The organism is Promicromonospora sp. Marseille-Q5078 (genome assembly GCF_050315395.1).
Classification (GTDB): Bacteria; Actinomycetota; Actinomycetes; order Actinomycetales; family Cellulomonadaceae; genus Isoptericola.
The window spans coordinates 2,952,603-2,972,758 of record NZ_JBNPQG010000001.1; the positions used below are offsets into that span (position 1 = coordinate 2,952,603).

The window sequence follows — 20,156 nt, forward strand, 5'->3', positions numbered from 1 at the left end:
CGGTCAGCGCAGGCCGGTCGGGCGTGCCAGGGCGAGCTGGATGAGCTCGTCGACCAGCTCCGGGTAGCTCATGCCGGAGGCCTCCCACATCCGCGGGTACATCGAGAACGGCGTGAAGCCCGGCATCGTGTTGATCTCGTTGACGACGACGCGCTCGTCGGGGGTCACGAAGACGTCGACGCGCGACAGCCCCTCGGCCTCCACGGCCTCGAAGGTGCGCACGGCGACGTCGCGGATCTCGTCGATGACGTGCTGCGGGAGCTCCGCCGGGCAGCGCAGGTCGACGTGCGCCTCGTCCAGGTACTTCGCCTCGAAGTCGTAGAACGCGTGGCTGTCGTGGTCGACGACGATCTCGCCGGGCAGCGACGCCCGGGGCGGCTCCCCGTCGCGCCCGCCGAGCACGGCGCACTCGATCTCGCGGCCGTCGATCCCGGCCTCGACGATCACCTTGGGGTCGTGCGCCCGCGCCGTCTCGACGGCCGCGGGCAGGTCGGCCAGGTCGTCCACGCGCGTGATGCCGAGCGACGAGCCCGCCCGCGCGGGCTTGACGAAGAGCGGCAGGCCCAGTGGCTCGACGGCGGCGACGCACGCCGCGCGGTCGCGCTCCCAGTCCCGCGGGCGGATCACGACGTACGGGCCCACGGCGAGCCCCTGCCCCGCGAGCACCAGCTTCATGAAGTGCTTGTCCATACCGACGGCCGACGCGAGCACGCCCGCGCCGACGTAGTGCACGTCCGCGAGCTCGAGCAGGCCCTGCACCGTGCCGTCCTCGCCGAACGGGCCGTGCAGCAGCGGGAAGACGACGTCGACCTCGCCCAGCAGGCCGGGCACCTGGCCCTGCTCGAGCACGCGCAGGGTGCGCTCCCCCTGGGTGAGCGACAGCACGACCTCGGCGCCCGTCTCGGCCGTGACCTCGGGGAGGCGGCCGTCGGCGATCTGCCAGCGCTCCGGGTCGTCCTCGGCGATCACCCAGCGGCCCTCGCGCGTGATGCCCACGGGCACGACGTCGTAGCGGTCGCGGTCGATGGCGCGCAGCACGCCGGCGGCGGTCGAGGCCGAGACGGCGTGCTCGCCCGAACGCCCGCCGAACAGCAGCGCGACACGGGTCTTGCGCGGGGCGCCTGCGCCCGGCGACGGGACGGCGGGGACTGGGCTCGTGGACGGAGCGGAGGTGGCGTCGGACATCGCGCCGAACCCTACCGGAACCCGCCCCGCCGTCCGCGCCGGGCCACGCGCGACCCGCCGACCGGTCTCAGCGGGCGCGGAGCTCCTTGCGCAGGATCTTCCCCGCCGCCGACTTCGGCACCTGGTCCACGAACTCCACGACCCGCACCTTCTTGTACGGGGCGACGTGCTCGGCCACGAACGCCTGCACGTCGTCGGCCGTGAGGGCGCTGCCGTCGGCCCGCACGACGAACGCCTTCGGCACCTCCCCCGACTCAGGGTCGGGCACGCCGATCACCGCCGCGTCCGCGATCTCGGGGTGGGTGAGCAGCAGCGCCTCGAGCTCGGCCGGCGCCACCTGGTAGCCCTTGTGCTTGATGAGCTCCTTGAGCCGGTCGACGACGGTGAACGCGCCGTCCGCGTCGACGGTCACGATGTCGCCGGTGTGCAGGAAGCCGTCGGGCTCGAGCGTGTCGCGGGTGGCCTGCTCGTCCGCGAGGTACCCGACCATGACGTTCGGCCCGGCGCACAGCAGCTCGCCGGGCGCGCTGACCCCCTCGGCGGGCTGCTCGACGGCCTCCCCCGTGGCGGGGTCGACGATCCTTGCCAGCATGTTCGGCACCAGCATGCCGACGGTGCCGGGCGAGACGTCGGTCCGGTCGACCGGGATGACGTGCGAGACCGGCGACATCTCGGACATGCCGTAGCCCTGCAGCACCCGGGTGCCCGGCATGCGGCGCCCGACCGCCGCCGCGAGGTGCTCGTCGAACGGCGCCGCACCCGACATCAGCATCCGCACGCTGGACAGGTCGCGGTCGGCGGCCGCAGGGTGCTTGGCCAGGGCCAGCGCGATGGGCGGCGCGACGAAGAGCACCGTGGCCCGGTGCTGCTCGACGACGCGCAGGTACTCCGCGAGGTCGAACCGCGGCAGCGTGACGAGCGTCGAGCGCTGGTAGACCGCCCCGTTCATGAGCACCGTCATCCCGTAGATGTGGAAGAACGGCAGCACGGCGGGGATCACGTCGTCGGGCGCGAGGGGGATGTACGCGTCGGTCTGCAGCACGTTCGCCACGAGGTTGCGGTGGGTGAGCATCACGCCCTTGGGCAGCCCGGTGGTGCCGGAGGAGTACGGCAGCACCGCGAGGTGGGTGCGCGGGTCGAACGCGACATCGGGCGCCGCGTGGCCGCCCGCGAGCAGCTCGGCGAGCGACAGGTGCCCGTCCGCGCCGTCGAGCACGACGACGTCGCCCGGCGCGAGGCCCGCGGCGTCCGCGCCCGCCTTCGCGGCGGGCAGCAGCGCCGAGACCGTCACCAGCGCCTTCGCCCCCGACGACCCCAGCTGCTTCGCGACCTCCCGCCCCGACGCCAGCGCGTTGATCGTCGTGACGGTGATCCCGGCGCGCAGGAGGCCGTGGAAGACGGCCACGAACGCGGGCACGTTGGGGCTGTGCAGGGCCACGACGTCGCCGACCCCGAGCCCGCGGGCCGCGAACGCGCCCGCGACCGCGTCCACCCGCGCGCGCAGCTCGCCGTAGGTGGTCGCGGCGCCGCTCGGGCCGTCGACCAGGGCCACGCGGTCGAGGTCGGCGCCGGAGAGCGGGGCGAAGAGGAAGTCGTAGAGGCTGACGTCGGGGATCTCGACGTCGGGGTGCGGGCTGCGGATGACGGCGCGGTCGGCGGCGCTGGGGTCGGCGGCGGTGCCGACGCTGGTCTCGGGCATGGCGGTCCCTTCGTGCGTCCACGGTCCTCGTCGACCGTGTGGCAGGGAGCGTAACGCCGGGAACCCTTCGCGTGCGGCCGACGTTGGGGCGATCGTGGACATCACCCTCGCGACGACCATCGTCACGGTGCCCGCGGCCGACGAGAGCGCCGCGCCCGCCGACGACCCCAGTCATAGTCCGGGCTCCCCGCAGCCCCCGGGCCCTGTCGGCCCTGAGGCGGTGCGTCCCCGATGACCGCCGCCCTCTCCCTCCTCCTCGGCCTCCTCGTGATCCTCGTGATCACCGCGGCGACGGCGTACTTCGTCGCCCAGGAGTTCGCCTACATGACCGTGGACCGCTCCCGGCTCGCCGCCCGTGCGGAGGCCGGTGACGCGACCGCGCAGCGGGCCCTCGCCGTCACGCGCCGCACGTCGTTCGTGCTCTCGGGCGCGCAGCTCGGCATCACCGTGACCGGCCTGCTGGTCGGCTACGTGGCCGAGCCGCTCGTGGGCGACGCGCTCGGCACGCTGCTCGGCGGCGTCGGCGTCCCGGCCGGCGTCGGCGTGGCCGTCGGCACGGTCGCCGCCCTCGCGGTCTCGACCCTGGTGCAGATGCTGTTCGGCGAGCTGTTCCCGAAGAACCTCGCCATCGCCCGGCCCGAGCCCACGGCCCTGCGCCTGGCCGGCTCGACGACGGCGTACCTCACCGTGCTCGGCTGGCTCATCGCCGTCTTCGACAAGGCGTCGAACGCCCTGCTGCGGGTGCTGCGCATCGAGCCGGTGCACGACGTCGAGCACTCGGCCACGGCCCGCGACCTCGAGCACATCGTCGCCGACTCGCGCTCCAGCGGCGACCTGCCCGACGACCTGTCGATGCTGCTGGACCGGATCCTCGACTTCCCGGCCCGCGACGTCGAGCACGCCATGATCCCGCGCTCGCGCGTCGGGACGGTCGAGCCCGGGCTCACGGTGGGCGAGCTGCGCGCCCTCATGGCCGGCGGCCACTCCCGCTACCCGGTGGTGGACGGCGAGGACCAGGCGATCGGCGTCGTCCAGCTCACGGACCTGCTGCGCACGCCGCTGCCCGACGACGCACCCGTCACCGACCTGATGCGGCCGGTCCTCGTGCTGCCGACCCTCATGGCCCTGCCGCACGCGCACGCCGAGCTGACCCGGGCCCGCAACCAGCTCGCGGTCGTCGTCGACGAGTACGGCGGGTTCGCGGGCGTGCTGACCCTCGAGGACCTCGCGGAGGAGCTCGTGGGCGAGATCACCGACGAGCACGACGCCGACGAGCCCGCGACCGTGACGGCCGAGGGCGACGACACGTGGCTGATGGGCGGAGACGTCCACCTCGACGAGGCCGAGCGGGCCCTCGGGCACGACCTGCCGCGCGGCGACCAGGAGACCGTCGCCGGGCTGCTCATCGCGCAGCTGGGCGCCCTGCCGCGCGCCGGCGACCACGTCGCCGTCGAGCTGCCGCCCGACCCGGCGGACCTCGCGCACGACGAACCCGTGGCCCGCCGCATCGAGGCCGAGGTGCTCGCCGTGGAGCGGCACGTGCCGCACCTGGTGCGGGTGCGCCTGGTCGAGGGCGCGCCCGGGGACGCCGACGGCGCTGCCGTCCGGGCCACGACGCCGAGGGAGGACGACCGATGAGCAACCCCTGGGTCGTCGTCGCCGCGACCGTCGCCATCATCGCGCTCAGCGCGTTCTTCGTGGCCGTGGAGTTCGCCCTGCTCGGGGCGCGCCGCCACCGGCTGGAGGACGCCGCGCCCACCAGCCGCTCCGCGCGGGCGGCGCTGCGCAGCTCGTCCGAGCTGACGCTGCTGCTCGCCGGGTCGCAGCTGGGCATCACCGCCTGCACGCTGGCGCTCGGCGCCGTGACCAAGCCGGCGGTGCACCACTGGCTCACCCCGCTGTTCGAGACATGGGGCGCTCCGTACTGGGTGGCCGACGTCGCGGGCTTCGTGCTCGCGCTGATCCTCGTGACGTTCCTGCACCTCGTGGTCGGCGAGATGGCGCCGAAGTCGTGGGCCATCGCGCACCCCGAGGCCTCGGCGACGCTGCTCGCGCTGCCGATGCGCGGGTTCATGTGGCTCACGCGCCCCGTGCTGCGGTGGCTCAACGCCCTCGCGAACCGGTGCCTGCGGGCCGTCGGCGTGGAGCCGGTGGACCACATCGAGGCCGGGCACGACCCGACCACGCTGCGCCACCTGGTGGAGCACTCCGCCAACGTCGGGGCGCTCGACGCGGCCTACTCCTCGCAGATCGCGGGGGCGCTGGAGCTGGAGACCCTCACGGTCGACACGCTGCTGCCCGCCGGGTCGCGACCCACGTCCGTCCCGGCCGGGGCGACGGCGGCCGACGTGCGGGCCGCGTCCGTCACCTCCGGCCACCTGCGCATCCTGCTGCGGGGCGACGGCACGACCGGCGAGGAGGTGCGGGGCGTGGTGCACGTGCGCGACACCCTGCTGCTCGACGACGACGCCCAGGTCGCGCCGCTGGCGCGCGCGCCGTTCGTGCTCGAGGCCGCCACCACCGTGCACGCCGCGATCTCGCAGCTGCGGGTGGCGGGCGAGCAGCTCGCGCTGGTCCGCCGCGACGGCCGGACGCTGGGGGTCGTCACCCTCGCCGACGTGCTGCGCCGCCTGCTGCCCCAGCCGGAGGGGACGACGGCCGGCGTCGGGGGCTGAACGCGGGGGCGCGGCGTACGGTGTGGTCATGCCTGTGACCTCGCCGGACGCCGCGCCGTCGCCGTTCCCGTCGCCCCTGTCGACGCCCCGCCGGATCCTCACCGACGACCTGCTGGAGACGATCCGCGGCCGCGCGGCGGCGCACGACCGTGAGAACACGTTCTTCGCCGACGACCTCGCCGACCTCAAGGCCGCGGGGTACCTCCAGGCGATGGTCCCTCAGCACCTGGGCGGCGCCGGCCTGACCCTGCGGGAGGCCGCGCGCGAGCAGGCCCGGCTGGCGGGTGCCGCGCCGGCGACCGCGCTCGCGGTGAACATGCACCACGTGTGGGTCGGCGTCGCCCGCTTCCTGCACGAGCGCGGCGACGGCTCCCTCGACTGGCTGCTCGAGGAGACGGCCCACGGCGAGGTCTTCGGCTTCGGCTACTCCGAGGCCGGGAACGACCTCGTGCTGCTCGGCTCGCGCACCGAGGCCCGCCCTGACGGCGAGGGCGGGTACTCCTTCCACGGCACCAAGATCTTCACGTCCAACTCCCCCGGCTGGACACGCCTGGGCGTCATGGGCCTGGACGACCGGACCGACCCCGACGACCCGCGCATCGTGCACGGGTTCGTCACCCGCGACGGCGGCGGCTTCGAGATCAAGGACGACTGGGACACGCTCGGCATGCGGGCCTCGCAGTCGTGCACCACGGTGCTCGACGGCGCGCACGCGCCCGCCGACCGCGTCCTGCGCCGCATCGCGCCCGGCCCGAGCCTCGACCCGTACGTGCTGGGCATCTTCACGTCGTTCGAGATCCTGCTCGCGTCGGTCTACCTGGGGATCGCCGACCGGGCGCTGGCCCTCGCGGTCGAGGCCGTGCAGAAGCGCCGCTCCATGAAGACCGGCAAGGCGTACTCCCAGGACCCGGACATCCGGTGGCGCATCGGCACCGCCGCGCTCGCCCTCGACGGCCTGTGGCCGCAGCTCGACCTGGTGGCCGGCGAGGTCGACGCGCAGGTGGACGTGCGGTCCGGATCAGGGGCGGGGTTCTTCCGCTCGACGGCGGGGCTCAAGGTGCGCGTCACCGAGACGGCCCGGCAGGTTGTGGACGAGGCGATCCGCTGCTCCGGCGGGTCCACGTACTTCAACCGCTCCGAGCTCGGCCGCCTCTACCGCGACGTCCTGGCCGGGATCTTCCACCCGTCCGACGACGAGTCGGCGCACTCGACCGTCGCGCAGTCGGTGCTCGGACCGCTGGAGGACTGACGACCGCCGGTCGAGCCTGTCGAGACCTGGTCCCGACAGGCTCGACCATCGGGCTGGGTCTCGGCAGGCTCGACCATCGGGCTGGGTCCCGACAGGCTCGACCGGCGAGGAGGGTCAGGCGGAGGCGCCGTCGAGGCGGGCGACCTCGTCGTCGGTGAGCTCCAGCGTCGTCGAGCGCAGGAGGGCGTCGAGCTGGCCGGTGTGCCGGGCGCTGGCGATCGGCGCGACGACGGTGGCCTGGGCACGCAGCCAGGCGAGCGACACGGACGCGACGGGCACGTCGTGGGCGGCCGCGACGTCGTCGAGCGCGGCGAGCACGCGGCGGCCGCGGTCGTCGAGGTAGGTGGCGGCCTTGCCCGCCCGCGGGCTGTCCGGCGCCTCGTCGTCGCGGTAGGTGCCGGCGAGGAACCCGGACGCGAGCGCGTAGTACGGGAGCACCCCGAGCCCGTGCCGCTCGGCGGCCGGCCGCAGGTCCTGCTCGAAGCCGCGCTCCACGAGGTTGTAGTGGGGCTGCAGGGCGACGGGCCGGTGCAGCCCGTCGCGGTCGGCGGCGGCGAACCAGGCGTCGATGCGCTCGGGCGTCGAGTTGGAGAGGCCGATCTCGCGCACGAGACCCTCGTCGACGAGCGCCGAGAACGCGGCGGCGACCTCCTCGACCGGCGTCGCGCCGTCGTCGTAGTGGGCGTAGTACAGGTCGATGCGGTCGGTGCCCAGCCGCTCGAGGGACGCGTGCGCGGCGGCGCGGACGTTCGACGCCCCGAGCCCGCGGAAGTCCGGGTGCTGCGAGACCTTCGTCGCGATCAGCACGTCGTCGCGGCGGCCCGAGCGGGCCAGCCAGCGGCCGATCGTCCGCTCGCTCTCGCCGCCCGCGTTGCCCGGTACCCACGCCGAGTAGACGTCGGCGGTGTCGACCATGCGCCCGCCGGCGTCGGCGAACGCGTCGAGGACGGCGAAGGACGCCGGGTCGTCGGCGGTCCAGCCGAAGACGTTCCCGCCGAGCACCAGGGGTGCCGCGGAGAGGTCGAGGGAGCCGAGCTGGGAGGATGCCGTCGCCTGAGTCACACGTCGCACAATCACCGCGGCGGCCGGAACATTCCCGCGGGCGGCTACGATCCCGCCTCATGACGCTGCGCAAGGGCACCGTGGCCCGGTACGCCGTCGGATCCGTCGGTACCGGCGGGTTCTCGACGCTGCCCGGGCTGGTGCTGGTCTTCTACCTGACGGACACCCTCGGAGTCACCGCCGCCGTGGCGGGGCTGCTCGTCGCCGCGGCCAAGGTCTGGGACGTCGTCATCGACCCCGTGATCGGCGCCGCCAGCGACCGGGAGCGCGCCCGCACGGGCCGTCGCCGCCGGCTCATGGTGGTCGGCGGGCTCGCGCTCCCCGTCTTCTTCGTCCTGACGTTCGGCGTGCCCGCGGGGCTCGCCCCGGCCGGCGCGGCGGGGTGGGTGCTGCTCGCGTTCCTCGCGGCGGCGACGGCGTTCAGCCTGTTCCAGGTGCCGTACATCGCCCTCCCCGCGGAGCTGGCGGACACCTACGACGCCCGCACCCGGCTGCTCACGGCGCGGGTCGTGGTCCTCACCGCCGCGATCCTGCTGTTCGGCGGCGGCGGGCCCGCGCTGCGCGCGCTCGGGGGCGACGACGAGCGGCTGGGCTACCTGCTCATGGCCGTCGCCGCGGCGCTGGTCCTCGGGGCCTCGCTGCTCGTCGCGACGACGGCGGAGCGGTCCGCGGGGCCGCCCGCCGCGCCGCGGCCCGTCCCCGCGCGGACCGGGCTCGCCGCCCACTACCGCGAGGGCCTCGGCCTGCTGCGCACGAGCACGCCGTTCCGCACCCTGCTCGGCGCCTTCGTGCTGCAGGCGCTCGCCACCGGCGCGATGCTCGCGGGCGCCCAGTACGTGGCCACGTGGGTGCTGCGGGACACGGCCGCCGTGACGCTCCTGTTCGTCGCGCTGGTCGGCCCGGCGCTGGTCGTGACGCCGCTGTGGGGCGGGCTGGCCCGCCGGGTCGGCAAGGAGCGGGCGTTCCGGCTGGCCTCGGGGCTGTTCGCCGTGGCGGCGCTCGCCCTGCTCCCCCTGGCCTGGGCGCCCGGCGCCTGGGTGTACGCGCCCGTGGCGCTGGCGGGCGCCGCGTACGCGGGCATGCAGTCCCTGCCGATGGCGATGCTGCCCGACGTCATCGCGCACGACGCCCGCGCGACGGGCGCCGACCGCGCCGGCGCGTTCGGCGGCGTCTGGACCGCGGGCGAGACGACGGGCATGGCGCTCGGCACCACGCTGCTCACCGTGGTGCTCGCCGTCACGGGCTACGCCGAGTCCACCGGCGGGCAGTCGCTCGACCAGCCGCCGGGCGCCGTCCTCGGCATCGTCGTCGCCTTCAGCGTGCTGCCCGCCGCGCTCGTCGCGGCCAGCCTGCTGCCGCTCGGTCGCTACCCGCTGCGGCGGCGCGACATCGACCCCGGCCCGACCAGGGCCGGCCACCCCCAGGAGGCCTCGTGACCCGCCCCGACCCGTCCGTCCCCGCGCTCGACCTGGAGCAGGAGCCGGCCGCGGTGCTCGCCGCCCTCGCCGCGCTGCGCCGCCACGACGCGCCGACGCACGGCGGGCGCGTGCTCAGCTACGTTTACGACCCGGGCGTCCCGGAGCTCGACGACCTCGCCGCGGACGCCGTCCGGGCGATGCAGCCCGTCAACGGGCTGGACCCGACCACGTTCGGCTCGGTGGCCGCCCTCGAGCGCGACGTCGTCGCCTTCGCGCGCGACCTGCTGGGCGGCGACGCGGACACCGTCGGCACGGTCACCAGCGGCGGCACCGAGAGCTGCCTGCTGGCCGTGCAGTCGGCGCGCGACACCTGGCTCGCGGCCCGCGGGCTCCGGCCCGGCGAGGCGCGGCCGCGCCTGGTCGCGCCCGTCACCGTGCACGCCGCGTTCCAGAAGGCCGCGCACCTGTACGGGCTGGAGCTCGACCTCGTCCCCGTGGCCGTCGCGGGGGCCTCGGCCGGCGCCGTGGACGCCGCCGCGATCGGTGCGCGGCTCGCCGACGGCCTCGCCGACGGCCTCGCCGAGGACGTCGCGCTCGTCGTCGTCTCCGCCCCCTCCTACCCGCACGCCGCCGCGGACCCCGTGGCGGAGGTCGCCACCCTCGCCGCCGCCGCGGGCGTGCCCGTGCACGTCGACGCGTGCATCGGCGGTTTCGCCCTGCCGTTCTGGCCCGGCCTGCCCGCCTGGGACCTGCGCGTGCCCGGCGTCACGAGCCTGAGCGCGGACCTGCACAAGTACGCCTTCGCCCCCAAGGGCGCGTCCGTCCTGCTGCACCGCGACCGCGACCGGCAGCGGGCGCAGTACTTCGCCACGACGCGCTGGCCCGGCTACCCGGTGGTCAACCCGACGCTGCTCGGCTCGCGGTCGGGCGGGCCGCTCGCCGCCGCGTGGGCGATCCTGCAGGCCCTGGGGCGGGACGGGCTCGCGACGCTCGCCGGCCGCGCGCGCCGCGCCACGCTGGCGCTGCGCGAGGCGGTCGACGGGATCGAGGGCCTGCGCGTCGTGGGCTCGCCGGTGGGCCCGCTCCTCGCCGTCGCGTCGGACGACGACGTCCCGGCCGGCCGCCGGGTGGACCCGCACCTGTGGGCCGACGCCGTGGCCGCGCGGGGCTGGACGCTCCAGGCGCAGCCGGGGCTGGTCCAGCCCGACGGCACCCGCCTGCCGCACACCACCCACCTCACGGTCACGCCGGTCACCGAGCGGGTGCTGGACGACCTCGTGCCCGTGCTGCGTGCGGCCGCCGACGACGTGCGGGGTGCGGCGCGCCCGGACGCGGGCGCCCTGGTCGGCGCGCTGCCCGCGGCGGACCCGGACCGTCCCCTCGACTCCGGGACGGCGGCGGCCCTCCTGGACGCCATCGGCCTCGGGGCCGTGGCAGGCGGGGCCGCCGACGGGGCCCCCGGGGTCGGCCCGATGGCGCCGCTGCTCGCGCTGGTCGAGGTGCTGCCGGCCCCCCTGGTGGAGCGGCTGCTCACCGAGCTGCTCGCGCGCCTGGTGGAACCCCGAGGCTGACACCCGCCTCCCGGACGTACGCTGCGCGCATGACGCACGACCCGCACGCGACGCTCTCCCCCGCCACCCTCGCCGTCACCGCCGGGCGGCCTGCGCGCGCGCAGGGCGCGCCGGTGAACCCGCCGGTCGTCCTCAGCTCCACCTACGTGAACCAGGGCGTCTCGGCGCCCGGCGACCTGCTGTACTCGCGCATGGACACCGAGACGTGGCACCCCTTCGAGGAGGCGCTCGCCGCGCTGGAGGGCGCGCAGCACGGCGTCGTCTTCGGGTCCGGGATGGCCGCCGTGATCGCCGCGCTCGGCCACGTGCCCGAGCGCGGCGTCGTCGTCGCGCCCCGGCACGCCTACCAGGTGTCGCTCGGCTACCTCGACGACCTCGCCGCGCGCCGGGGCGTCGAGGTGCGGCGCGTCGACATCGCGGACACCGCGCAGGTCGTCGCCGCGCTCGACGGCGCCGACGTGCTCCTGGCCGAGTCGCCCACCAACCCCATGCTCGAGGTCGCGGACCTGCCCGCGATCCTCGCCGCCGCGCGGGAGCGCGGCGTGCGGTCCGTCGTCGACAACACCTTCGCGACCCCGCTCGGGCAGCGGCCGCTGGAGCTGGGCGCGGACATCGTGGTGCACTCCGTGACCAAGTACCTGGCCGGGCACTCCGACGTCGTGCTCGGCGCGGCCGTCACGCGCGACGACGAGCTCGTGTCGGGGCTGCGCGCCTACCGCACCCTGCACGGCTCGATCCCGGGCCCGATGGAGGTGTGGCTGGCGCTGCGCGGCCTGCGCACGCTGCACCTGCGGGTGGAGCGGGCCGGCTCCAACGCGGCCGAGCTCGCCCGGCGCCTCGCCGAGCACCCCGCCGTCGCGGAGGTGCGCCACCCGTCGCTGCCCGGCGACCCCGGGCACGAGCGCGCCGCGGGGCTGATGAACGGCTTCGGCGCCGTGCTCGGCCTGCGCCCGCACGGCGGGGCCGCCGCGGCCGACGCCGTGGTGGCCGCCGTGCGCCTGTGGCTCCCCGCCACGTCGCTGGGCGGCGTGGAGTCGATGCTCGAGCGGCGTCGGCGCTTCGCCACCGAGTCCCGGACCGTGCCCGAGGACCTCCTGCGGATGTCCGTGGGCATCGAGGACGTCGAGGACCTCTGGGCGGACCTCGACCAGGCCCTGCGCGCCGCCGTCAGCTGAGCCGCGGGCCGGGCTCCCCGCCCAGCAGCAGCAGCCGGGCATGCAGGTCGGGCAGGTCGGCCGCGCGCAGGTCGAACCTGTCGCCCCCCGCCGGCGGGTCCCCCTGCGGCCGCGGCACGTACGCCGTCCGCATCCCGGCCCCCGCGGCCGCGCGCAGGTCCCACGCGTGCGCGGCGACCATGACCGGCGGGCCCGAGCCGGCGGGGGCCGCGGCGAGGGCCGCCGCGTAGAGCGCGGGGCCGGGCTTGTAGGTGCGGGCGTCCTCCGCGGAGAGCACCTGGTGCCAGCGCAGCCCGGTGCCGGCGCTCAGCCCGGCGAGGGTGCGCCGGCTCGCGTCGGACAGGCCGATCACCGTGAAGTCGCGGGCGAGCGCGTCGATCCCGGCCACGCTGTCGTCCCAGGCGCGGAGCCGCTCGCCCGCCGTGGCGAGCCGGTCGGCCGCCGCCGCCGGCAGGTCGCCGTCGCGCACGAGGGCCGCCAGCGCCTCGCGGTCCAGCCGGTCGCTCGGGGCGAAGTCCCGCCGGCCGTCGACCACCTCACGCGTCTGCTCCGCCACGAGCCCGAGCCACCGCGCGACCACCCGCCCCGCCTCGGCGTCGTCGACGCCGGCCGCCGCGCGCACCTCGGCGCGCAGGCTGCCGGCCTGGTCGACCAGCGTGCCGAGGACGTCGAACACCAGGGCGGGGCGGTCCGTCCGTGTCAGCGCCATGCGGTCACCGTACCGACCGGGCCCGACCGGGCCTCACCGGGCACCGACCCCACGCGCGTGCGGAACGGGCGGCTTGTGCCTACGGTCGACCCGTCCGAGCGACGGCCGACGACACGGGAGGCGCCATGACCAGCACCAGGACCCGTCCGGCCGCCGGTGCGCTCGCCGCGGCACTGCTCGTCGTCGCGCTCGCCGGGTGCGCGGACAACGGCCCCGAGGTCGACGGCCCCGGCTCCGCGCCGAGCGACTCCCCGGGGGACACCGCGACCGCGTCGAGCGCCCCGGACGACGGCACCGACGACACCGCGCCCGACGACACCAGCGCCGACGAGCCCACGCAGGACGTGCCGTTCCCGGCCGACGCGTCGCCGGACACGGCGGACCCGAGCCGGGACGCGGCGCTCGTCGTCACCGACGTCCGGGTGGGCACGCACGAGGGCTTCGACCGCGTCGTCCTCGACCTCGAGGGCGAGGGCGCGCCGGGCTGGACGGTCGAGTACGTGGACGCCGCGACCGACGACGGCAGCGGCGACCCGGTCGCGGTCGACGGCGACCGGGTGCTGCAGGTGCGGCTGTCCGGCATGGCGATGCCCGGCGAGACGGACGGCGGCCCCACGGAGTACGACGGGGGGCCGATCGACCCGGACGGCACCGAGTCGATCGACGAGGTGGTCTACCGGTTCTGGTTCGAGGGGTACACGACGGCGTTCGTGGGCGTCGACGACGGGGCCGGGGGCGAACCGCTCCCGTTCCGCGTGTTCGCGCTGGAGGACCCGGCGCGCGTCGTCGTCGACGTGCAGCACGACCCCGCCGACGACTGAGGCCCGGTCAGGCGTCGACGCCCTCGGACTTCTGCGGCCGGGACAGGAGCGCGCGCGCCATGTCCTCGACGGGCAGGCCGTCGTAGAGGACGGCGACGACGCCCGCGGTGATCGGCATGTCGACGCCGTGCTTGCCCGCGAGGTCGAGCACGGAGCGGCAGGACTTCGCGCCCTCGGCGGTGGTGCCGGTGGCCGCGACCGCCTCCTCGAGCGTCATCCCCTCGCCGATGTGGCGGCCGAGCGTGTTGTTGCGCGACAGCGGCGACGTGCACGTGGCCACGAGGTCGCCCATGCCGGCGAGACCGGCGAAGGTCTCGGCGTCGGCGCCCAGCTCGAGGCCGAGGCGGGTGATCTCCACCAGGCCCCGCGTGATGACGGTGGCGACGGTGTTCGACCCGAAGCCGCGTCCCTGCGCCATGCCGACCGCGAGGGCGATGACGTTCTTCACCGCGCCGCACAGCTCCACGCCGACCACGTCGTCGTTGGTGTACGGGCGGAAGTAGGCGTTCGAGCAGGCCTCCGCGACGAACTTGGCCGCGGACTCGTCGGAGCACGCCACGACGGTGGCCGTCGGCTGACGCTGGGCGATCTCCGGCGCCAGGTTCGGCCCGGACACGACGGCCACGCGCGACGCGGCCACGTCGAGCGCCTCGACGATGACCTGGGTCATGCGCTCGTCGGTGCCGAGCTCCACGCCCTTCATCAGCGAGACGATCACGGCGTCCGGCTCGACGAGCTCCCGCAGGCCGGTCAGCGTCGCGCGCGCCACCTGCGACGGCACGGCCACGACGACGATCTGGGCGCCCGCCAGCGCCGCGGCGGCGTCCGTGGTGCCGGTCATCGCCGGCAGCTCGACGCCCGGCAGGTACTTCTCGTTGCGGTGCGCGGTGGTGACCTCGTGCGCGACGGCGGGGTCGCGGCCCCACAGTCGGACGTCGCAGCCGGCGTCCGCGAGGACCATCGCGAACGTGGTGCCCCACGATCCGGAACCCAGGACGGCGACCCGGGTCGGCGCGCCCGCGGCGCGGGTGTCGGCGGTGGGCTCGGCGGTCAGGTCGGTGCTCAAGGGCGCTCCACGGGCGGGTAGGTCGTGCGCTTGGTCTCGTACTCGGGATGCTTGCGCAGGTCGAAGCGGACGGCCGGGGCCGCCTCGCCGCGGATCCCGGCGAGCTCGGCGCCGATCGCGTCCATGACGCGGTTCGTCGCCTCGCGCAGCACCTGGGTGTCGAGCGGTCGGTCGTACAGGTCGGACAGGTCGACCGGCGGGCCGGCGACGATCGTCACCGGCTTGCGCGGGAACGGCCGCGGGAGCTTGCCGTATCGCGGCAGCACCCGGTGCGCGCCCCACTGGGCCACCGGCACGACGGGCAGCCTGCTCGCCAGCGCCAGCCGCGCGAGGCCGGTCTTGCCCTCCATCGGCCACAGGTCGGGGTCCCGCGTGAGCGTGCCCTCCGGGAGGATCGCCACGCAGGCCCCGTGCCCGAGCTGCGAACCCGCGTCCTCGAGCGATTTCGCCGCGGCCGCGGTGCCCCGGTCCACGGGGATCATGCGGGTGGCGCGGAGCACGGACCCGACCAGCGGTGCGGTGAACAGCCCCCGCTTCGCGAGGATCCGCGGCTCGAACCCCTTGTCGAAGAGGTAGTGCGCCAGGGTCAGGGCATCGAACTCCGTGACGTGGTTGGCGGCGGCGATGAACCCGCCCTCGCGGGGCAGGTTCCGCTCGCCGCCGTCCCAGTCGTAGCGGACCATCGCGAACAGCAGGGGCCGCACGATGCGCGCGACGATGCGGAATCCGAGGGAGTCAGGACGGGCGATCGGCACGGGCCCAGAGCCTACCTCCCGCTCCTCGTGGGTCGAGCCCGTCGCGACCGTTCCGGGTCCCGACGGGCTCGACCGGCGAGCGGTGTCAGCCGCGCGTGACGTCCGCGCCCAGCGCGACGAGCTTGTCCTGGAACGACTCGTAGCCCCGGTCGATCAGGCTGATCCCGCGGACCGTCGAGGTCCCCTTCGCCGCCAGCGCCGCGATCAGGTGCGAGAACCCGCCGCGCAGGTCCGGCACCACGATGTCCGCCGCCGACAACGGCGTCGGGCCCGAGATCACGGCCGAGTGGTGGAAGTTGCGCTGCCCGAACCGGCAGTCCCGACCACCCAGGCACTCCTTGTAGACCTGGATCGTCGCGCCCATCTTCCGCAGCGCGTCCGCGAACCCGAACCGGTTCTCGTACACCGTCTCGTGCACGATCGACAGGCCCTTGGCCTGCGTGAGGGCCACCACCAGCGGCTGCTGCCAGTCCGTCATGAAGCCGGGGTGCACGTCCGTCTCCAGCACGATCGAGTCCAGGTCACCGCCCGGGTGCCAGAACCGGATCCCGTCCTCCTGCACGTCGAACCGGCCGCCGACCTTCCGGAACGTGTTCAGGAACGTCATCATCTCCGGCTGCGTCGCGCCCTTGATCGTGACGTCGCCGCCGGTCGCCAGGGCCGCCGACGCCCACGACGCGGTCTCGATCCGGTCGCCCAGCGCCGTGTGCGAGTACCCCTCGAGACGGTCCACGCCCTCGATCCGGATCACCCGGTCGGTGTCCACCGAGATGATCGCGCCCATCTTCTGCAGCACCGCGATCAGGTCCATGATCTCCGGCTCGATCGCCGCGCCCGTGAGCTCGGTGATGCCCTCGGCGCGCACGGCCGTCAGCAGCAGCTGCTCCGTCGCACCCACCGACGGGTACGGCAGCGAGATCTTCGTGCCCTGCAGGCGGCGCGGCGCACGCAGCTGGATGCCGTTCGGCATCTTGTCCACCACGGCGCCGAACTGCCGCAGGATGTCCAGGTGGTAGTTGATCGGCCGGTCGCCGATCCGGCAGCCACCCAGGTCCGGGATGAACGCCTCACCCAACCGGTGCAGCAGCGGCCCGCAGAACAGGATCGGGATCCGGGACGACCCCGCGTGCGCGTCGATGTCCGCCACGTGCGCGGACTCCACGTTCGACGGGTCCAGGTCCAGGATCCCCGCGTCCGGGTCCGCCTTCACGTTCACGCCGTGCAGCTCGAGCAGACCGGTGACCACGCCCACGTCGCGGATCTGCGGCACGTTCCGCAGCACGCTCGCCGACTCCCCCAGCAGGGACGCCACCATCGCCTTGGAGACGAAGTTCTTCGCCCCACGCACCGTGATGGTGCCCTCCAGCGGGTTCCCGCCGTTCACGTGCAGCAGATCGTTCATGTGTCGTGTTCGTCCCGTCTTGCGGATGCAGTCGTCACAGGGTGCCGCCGGGTGTGGCGGCGGTGTCGCGGGTTCGCACCCGAGGAATCGTGCTCCTCTCGGGTGACCGCCCGTGACCGTCGCGGCGCCGTCGATCCTGCCCCGCCCGGCCCGGTGGTGCCAACACACGCCACCGGGGGCTTATTCACGTTCACCACACCTTCACGCCCCGGGCACCGCCTCGCAGGGGAGGGAGTTCACATCCTGGGACTCCTGTTCATGATGCGGAACGGAGTCGTACGGTCGTCCACCATGTCCACCTCCGTCACGTCAGGCGCCCCGAGCACGCCGACGCCGGCCGTCAACTCGCGCGGCCGCGTGATCGTCGCGTCGCTCATCGGCACCTCCATCGAGTTCTACGACTTCTACGCGTACGCGACCGCGGCCTCGCTCGTGTTCCCCGCGCTCTTCTTCCCGAACCAGGACGGGACGACGGCGCTGCTCGCGTCGTTCGCGGCGTTCGGCGTGGCGTTCGTCGCCCGCCCGGTCGGATCGGTGCTCTTCGGCCACTTCGGCGACCGCGTCGGCCGCAAGACGACCCTGGTCGCGTCCCTGCTCACCATGGGGATCGCGACCGTCGTCATCGGCCTGATCCCGGCCGCCACGACCCCCGGCTGGGCGGTCCTCGCGCCCGTCGTCCTCGTGCTGTGCCGGTTCTGCCAGGGCCTCGGGCTCGGCGGCGAGTGGGGCGGCGCCGCGCTGCTCGCCACGGAGAACGCGCCGGCCGGCAAGCGGGCCGTGTGGGGCACGTTCCCGCAGCTGGGCGCCCCGATCGGGTTCATCCTCGCCAACCTGGTGTTCATCGGCCTCTCCCAGACCCTGAGCGACGCGCAGTTCACCTCGTGGGGCTGGCGGGTGCCGTTCCTGGCCAGCTCGATCCTCGTGATCGTCGGGCTGTGGGTGCGCCTGCGGCTCATCGAGACCCCCGCGTTCACCAAGGTCGTCGAGGCCGAGGCCGTCGCGAAGGTCCCGGTCGCCGAGGTCTTCCGCACGTCGTGGCGCAAGATCGTCTCGGGCACGTTCATCATGCTCGCCACCTACGGGCTGTTCTACCTGATGACCACGTTCACGCTGAACTACGGCATCGCGGCCACGACCACCACCGACGGCTCCCCCGCCGGGCTGGGCTACGAGAAGATCGACTTCCTCTGGATGCTCATCGTGGGGTGCGTCTTCTTCGGCATCTTCACCCTCGCGTCGGGCCCGCTCGCCGAGCGCTACGGCCGCCGACCGATGCTGCTCGTCGTGACCGGCGGCATCGCGGTCTTCGGCCTGCTGTTCGTGCCGCTGTTCGCCGCCGGCACGGTGGGCGTCATGTCGCTGCTCATCCTGGGCTTCACCCTCATGGGCCTGACCTTCGGCCCGATGGCCGCGCTGCTGCCCGAGCTGTTCCCCGCGAACGTCCGCTACACGGGCGCCTCCATCTCCTACAACGTCGCGTCGATCCTCGGCGCCGCCGTGGCGCCGTTCATCGCGGTGTGGCTGTGGGAGGCCGCCGACTCGCCCGTCCTGGTCGGCGTGTACCTCGCGATCATGGCGGCCATCACCTTCGTCGCGCTGTGGTTCCAGAAGGAGACCAGGGACGTCGACTTCAGCGGCGACATCAAGGCCTGACCTCGCCGTTCGCTGGTCGAGCCTGTCGAGACCCGATACGAGTTCTCGGCAGCCTCACCCAGCGGCGGTGACCTCCTCGCGGTGCTGCACGGGCGACATCGCCGCCGCGCACACGACGCCCACCACCAGCACCACCGCGACGAGCAGCAGCGTCTGCGCCGCGGCGTCGGCGAAGCCCGCGAAGAACGCCTGCTGGGCGGCGGCCCCGACCTGCTCCGCCACCGACGCCGGCACCGAGTCGGGCAGCTGGACCGAGCCGACCGACGTGGTCCCGAGGCTCCCGCTCGCCTGCGAGATGCCGTCGACGAACGCCTGGCGGTACTGCTCGGGCAGCTGGGCGGCGACGTCCTGCGCGGCCGCCGGGACGGTGACGGCGAGCCGGGCCGAGAGGGTCGCGACCACGACGGCCGAACCGATGACGCCGCCCACCTGGCGGTTGGTGTTGAACGCGCCGGCGCCCGCGCCGGCCGTCCGCGCGTCGAGCCCCGACGTGGCCAGGTTGGACAGCGGCGAGAACGTCAGGCCGGTGCCGACGCCGAACAGCGCCATCGGCCACAGCAGCACGTACGGCGACAGGTCGGGGGCCAGGACCGCCGCGAGCCACAGGACCGCGCCGGCGATCGCCGCGAACCCGGCCGCGACCACCCACTTGGCCGGCACCCGGTCCGAGAGCCGGCCCGCGAACGGCGCGACGACGCCGGACACGAGCGACCCGGGCATCATCACCAGCGCCGCCTGGATCGGCGTCAGCCCCAGGATCGACTGCAGGTAGATCGTCAGCGGGAAGAAGATCCCGATCATGGCGAACGTGACGACCATGCCGTCCACGTTCGCGAGAGAGAAGTTCCGGGAGCGGAACAGCCGCAGCGGCAGCAGCGCGCGCGGGCCCTGGCGGTGCTGCCACCACACGAACGCCACGAGCACCAGGACGCCCAGCCCCACGAGCGACCACACCGAGAACGGTCCCCAGATGTGGCCCCAGTCGTAGTTCTCGCCCTCCTGCAGGCCGAAGACCACGGCGGCGAGGCCCACCACCGACAGGACCACGCCGAGCGGGTCCATCGTCGTCCCGTGGGACGACAGGTGCGGCAGCCGCACGACCGAGAACCACAGGGCGACGACGCCCACGGGGATGTTGACGTAGAAGATCCACTCCCAGCCGATCGTCTCCACGAAGACGCCGCCGAGCAGCGGGCCGACGAGCGTCGCGACGCCCGCTGTCGCACCCCACAGCCCCAACGCCGCGCCGCGCTGGGTGGGCGGGAAGACGCGCGTGATCATCGACATCGTCTGCGGCGTCATCATCGCCGCGCCGACGCCCTGGACGACGCGGAAGCCGATGAGCCATCCGATCTCGGGCTCCGAGCCGATGTTGCCGGAGAACCCGCACAGGAACGAGAACGTCGTGAACACGATCAGCCCGGCGACGAACACCGACTTCTGCCCGTACCGGTCGCCGAGCCGGCCGGCGAGGAGCATCAGCACGGCGTACGACAGCAGGTAGGCGCTGTTGACCCAGCCGACCTCGATGAGCGAGGCGGAGAACTGGTCGGTGAGCGTGGGGATGGCGATGTTCACGATCGTGGTGTCGACCATGATCATGAAGAAGCCGAGGATGAGCGGCGGCAGCACGCTCCACGCCGACCTGCCCTGCAGGTCGACGAGCGGGGTCACCGGGGCGCGCCCGGACGCGGTGGACATGCGACGAGAGTGACA

General features: G+C 74.5%; 16 protein-coding genes. 8 read left to right on the forward strand and 8 right to left on the reverse strand.

The window, feature by feature from the left end; translation table 11 throughout:
* Positions 1-3 precede the first annotated feature (3 nt).
* Both ACQFYA_RS13830 and ACQFYA_RS13835 read right to left on the reverse strand, forming a co-directional pair.
* Positions 4-1,185 (reverse strand): D-alanine--D-alanine ligase family protein, encoded by a 1,182-nt coding sequence (locus ACQFYA_RS13830; protein WP_499125149.1) that lies wholly within the window; start codon positions 1,183-1,185, stop codon positions 4-6.
* A 67-nt stretch (positions 1,186-1,252) separates the two neighbouring features.
* Positions 1,253-2,884 carry an AMP-binding protein gene (locus tag ACQFYA_RS13835; RefSeq protein WP_499125152.1) on the reverse strand — a complete coding sequence of 544 codons (1,632 nt, stop codon included), beginning with the start codon at positions 2,882-2,884 and terminating at the stop codon, positions 1,253-1,255.
* A 231-nt stretch (positions 2,885-3,115) separates the two neighbouring features.
* Between ACQFYA_RS13835 and ACQFYA_RS13840 the strand changes: the two genes are divergently transcribed.
* Genes ACQFYA_RS13840 through ACQFYA_RS13850 form a run of 3 tightly spaced genes read left to right on the forward strand, consistent with a single transcriptional unit; the run spans position 3,116 to position 6,808 of the window.
* Entirely contained in the window at positions 3,116-4,522 is a 1,407-nt protein-coding gene (locus ACQFYA_RS13840) for a hemolysin family protein (RefSeq protein ID WP_499125155.1), read from the forward strand.
* Positions 4,519-5,559, forward strand: a complete 1,041-nt coding sequence (locus ACQFYA_RS13845; RefSeq protein ID WP_499125157.1) for a hemolysin family protein — start codon at positions 4,519-4,521, stop codon at positions 5,557-5,559. The genes ACQFYA_RS13840 and ACQFYA_RS13845 overlap by 4 nt, the downstream gene beginning before the upstream one ends.
* Positions 5,560-5,587: 28 nt before the next feature.
* Complete coding sequence (locus ACQFYA_RS13850) at positions 5,588-6,808, forward strand: acyl-CoA dehydrogenase family protein (RefSeq protein ID WP_499125159.1); 1,221 nt, start codon at positions 5,588-5,590, stop codon at positions 6,806-6,808.
* A gap of 114 nt (positions 6,809-6,922) precedes the next feature.
* Here the strand turns inward: ACQFYA_RS13850 and ACQFYA_RS13855 are convergent, their stop codons facing one another.
* Positions 6,923-7,870: an aldo/keto reductase gene (locus ACQFYA_RS13855; RefSeq protein ID WP_499125163.1), complete on the reverse strand. Its 948-nt coding sequence runs from the start codon at positions 7,868-7,870 to the stop codon at positions 6,923-6,925.
* Between the two features lie 59 nt (positions 7,871-7,929).
* Between ACQFYA_RS13855 and ACQFYA_RS13860 the strand changes: the two genes are divergently transcribed.
* The 3 genes from ACQFYA_RS13860 to ACQFYA_RS13870 are packed head-to-tail and all read left to right on the forward strand — an operon-like array spanning position 7,930 to position 12,034.
* The gene (locus ACQFYA_RS13860) at positions 7,930-9,306 is read left to right on the forward strand and encodes an MFS transporter (RefSeq protein WP_499125166.1); all 1,377 of its coding nucleotides are present in this window, start codon (positions 7,930-7,932) and stop codon (positions 9,304-9,306) included.
* Positions 9,303-10,859 (forward strand): pyridoxal phosphate-dependent decarboxylase family protein, encoded by a 1,557-nt coding sequence (locus tag ACQFYA_RS13865; RefSeq protein ID WP_499125168.1) that lies wholly within the window; start codon positions 9,303-9,305, stop codon positions 10,857-10,859. The genes ACQFYA_RS13860 and ACQFYA_RS13865 overlap by 4 nt, the downstream gene beginning before the upstream one ends.
* Before the next feature lie 29 nt (positions 10,860-10,888).
* A complete protein-coding gene (locus ACQFYA_RS13870) occupies positions 10,889-12,034 on the forward strand; it encodes a trans-sulfuration enzyme family protein (RefSeq protein WP_499125171.1) in 1,146 nt (381 codons plus the stop codon).
* Here the strand turns inward: ACQFYA_RS13870 and ACQFYA_RS13875 are convergent.
* On the reverse strand, positions 12,027-12,743 hold the full coding sequence (locus ACQFYA_RS13875) for an HAD-IA family hydrolase (protein WP_499125172.1): 717 nt from the start codon (positions 12,741-12,743) through the stop codon (positions 12,027-12,029). The genes ACQFYA_RS13870 and ACQFYA_RS13875 overlap by 8 nt on opposite strands.
* Before the next feature lie 125 nt (positions 12,744-12,868).
* On the opposite strand from ACQFYA_RS13875, the gene ACQFYA_RS13880 reads away from it, so the two are divergent.
* Positions 12,869-13,564 carry an AMIN-like domain-containing (lipo)protein gene (locus ACQFYA_RS13880; RefSeq protein ID WP_499125174.1) on the forward strand — a complete coding sequence of 232 codons (696 nt, stop codon included), beginning with the start codon at positions 12,869-12,871 and terminating at the stop codon, positions 13,562-13,564.
* A gap of 7 nt (positions 13,565-13,571) precedes the next feature.
* Here the strand turns inward: ACQFYA_RS13880 and ACQFYA_RS13885 are convergent, their stop codons facing one another.
* From ACQFYA_RS13885 to murA, 3 genes are all read right to left on the reverse strand, one after another.
* Positions 13,572-14,630: an NAD(P)H-dependent glycerol-3-phosphate dehydrogenase gene (locus tag ACQFYA_RS13885; RefSeq protein WP_499125176.1), complete on the reverse strand. Its 1,059-nt coding sequence runs from the start codon at positions 14,628-14,630 to the stop codon at positions 13,572-13,574.
* Positions 14,627-15,385, reverse strand: coding sequence for a lysophospholipid acyltransferase family protein (locus ACQFYA_RS13890; protein ID WP_499125177.1), 759 nt, complete (start codon positions 15,383-15,385; stop codon positions 14,627-14,629). Before ACQFYA_RS13890 ends, ACQFYA_RS13885 begins: the two co-directional genes overlap by 4 nt.
* A gap of 85 nt (positions 15,386-15,470) precedes the next feature.
* A complete protein-coding gene (murA, locus tag ACQFYA_RS13895; RefSeq protein WP_499125179.1) occupies positions 15,471-16,787 on the reverse strand; it encodes a UDP-N-acetylglucosamine 1-carboxyvinyltransferase in 1,317 nt (438 codons plus the stop codon).
* A gap of 291 nt (positions 16,788-17,078) precedes the next feature.
* Here murA and ACQFYA_RS13900 point away from each other — a divergent pair, with 291 nt between their 5' ends.
* On the forward strand, positions 17,079-18,440 hold the full coding sequence (locus ACQFYA_RS13900) for an MFS transporter (protein ID WP_499125181.1): 1,362 nt from the start codon (positions 17,079-17,081) through the stop codon (positions 18,438-18,440).
* Positions 18,441-18,494: 54 nt separating this feature from the next.
* Here the strand turns inward: ACQFYA_RS13900 and ACQFYA_RS13905 are convergent, their stop codons facing one another.
* Complete coding sequence (locus ACQFYA_RS13905) at positions 18,495-20,141, reverse strand: DHA2 family efflux MFS transporter permease subunit (RefSeq protein WP_499125183.1); 1,647 nt, start codon at positions 20,139-20,141, stop codon at positions 18,495-18,497.
* Positions 20,142-20,156 lie beyond the last annotated feature (15 nt).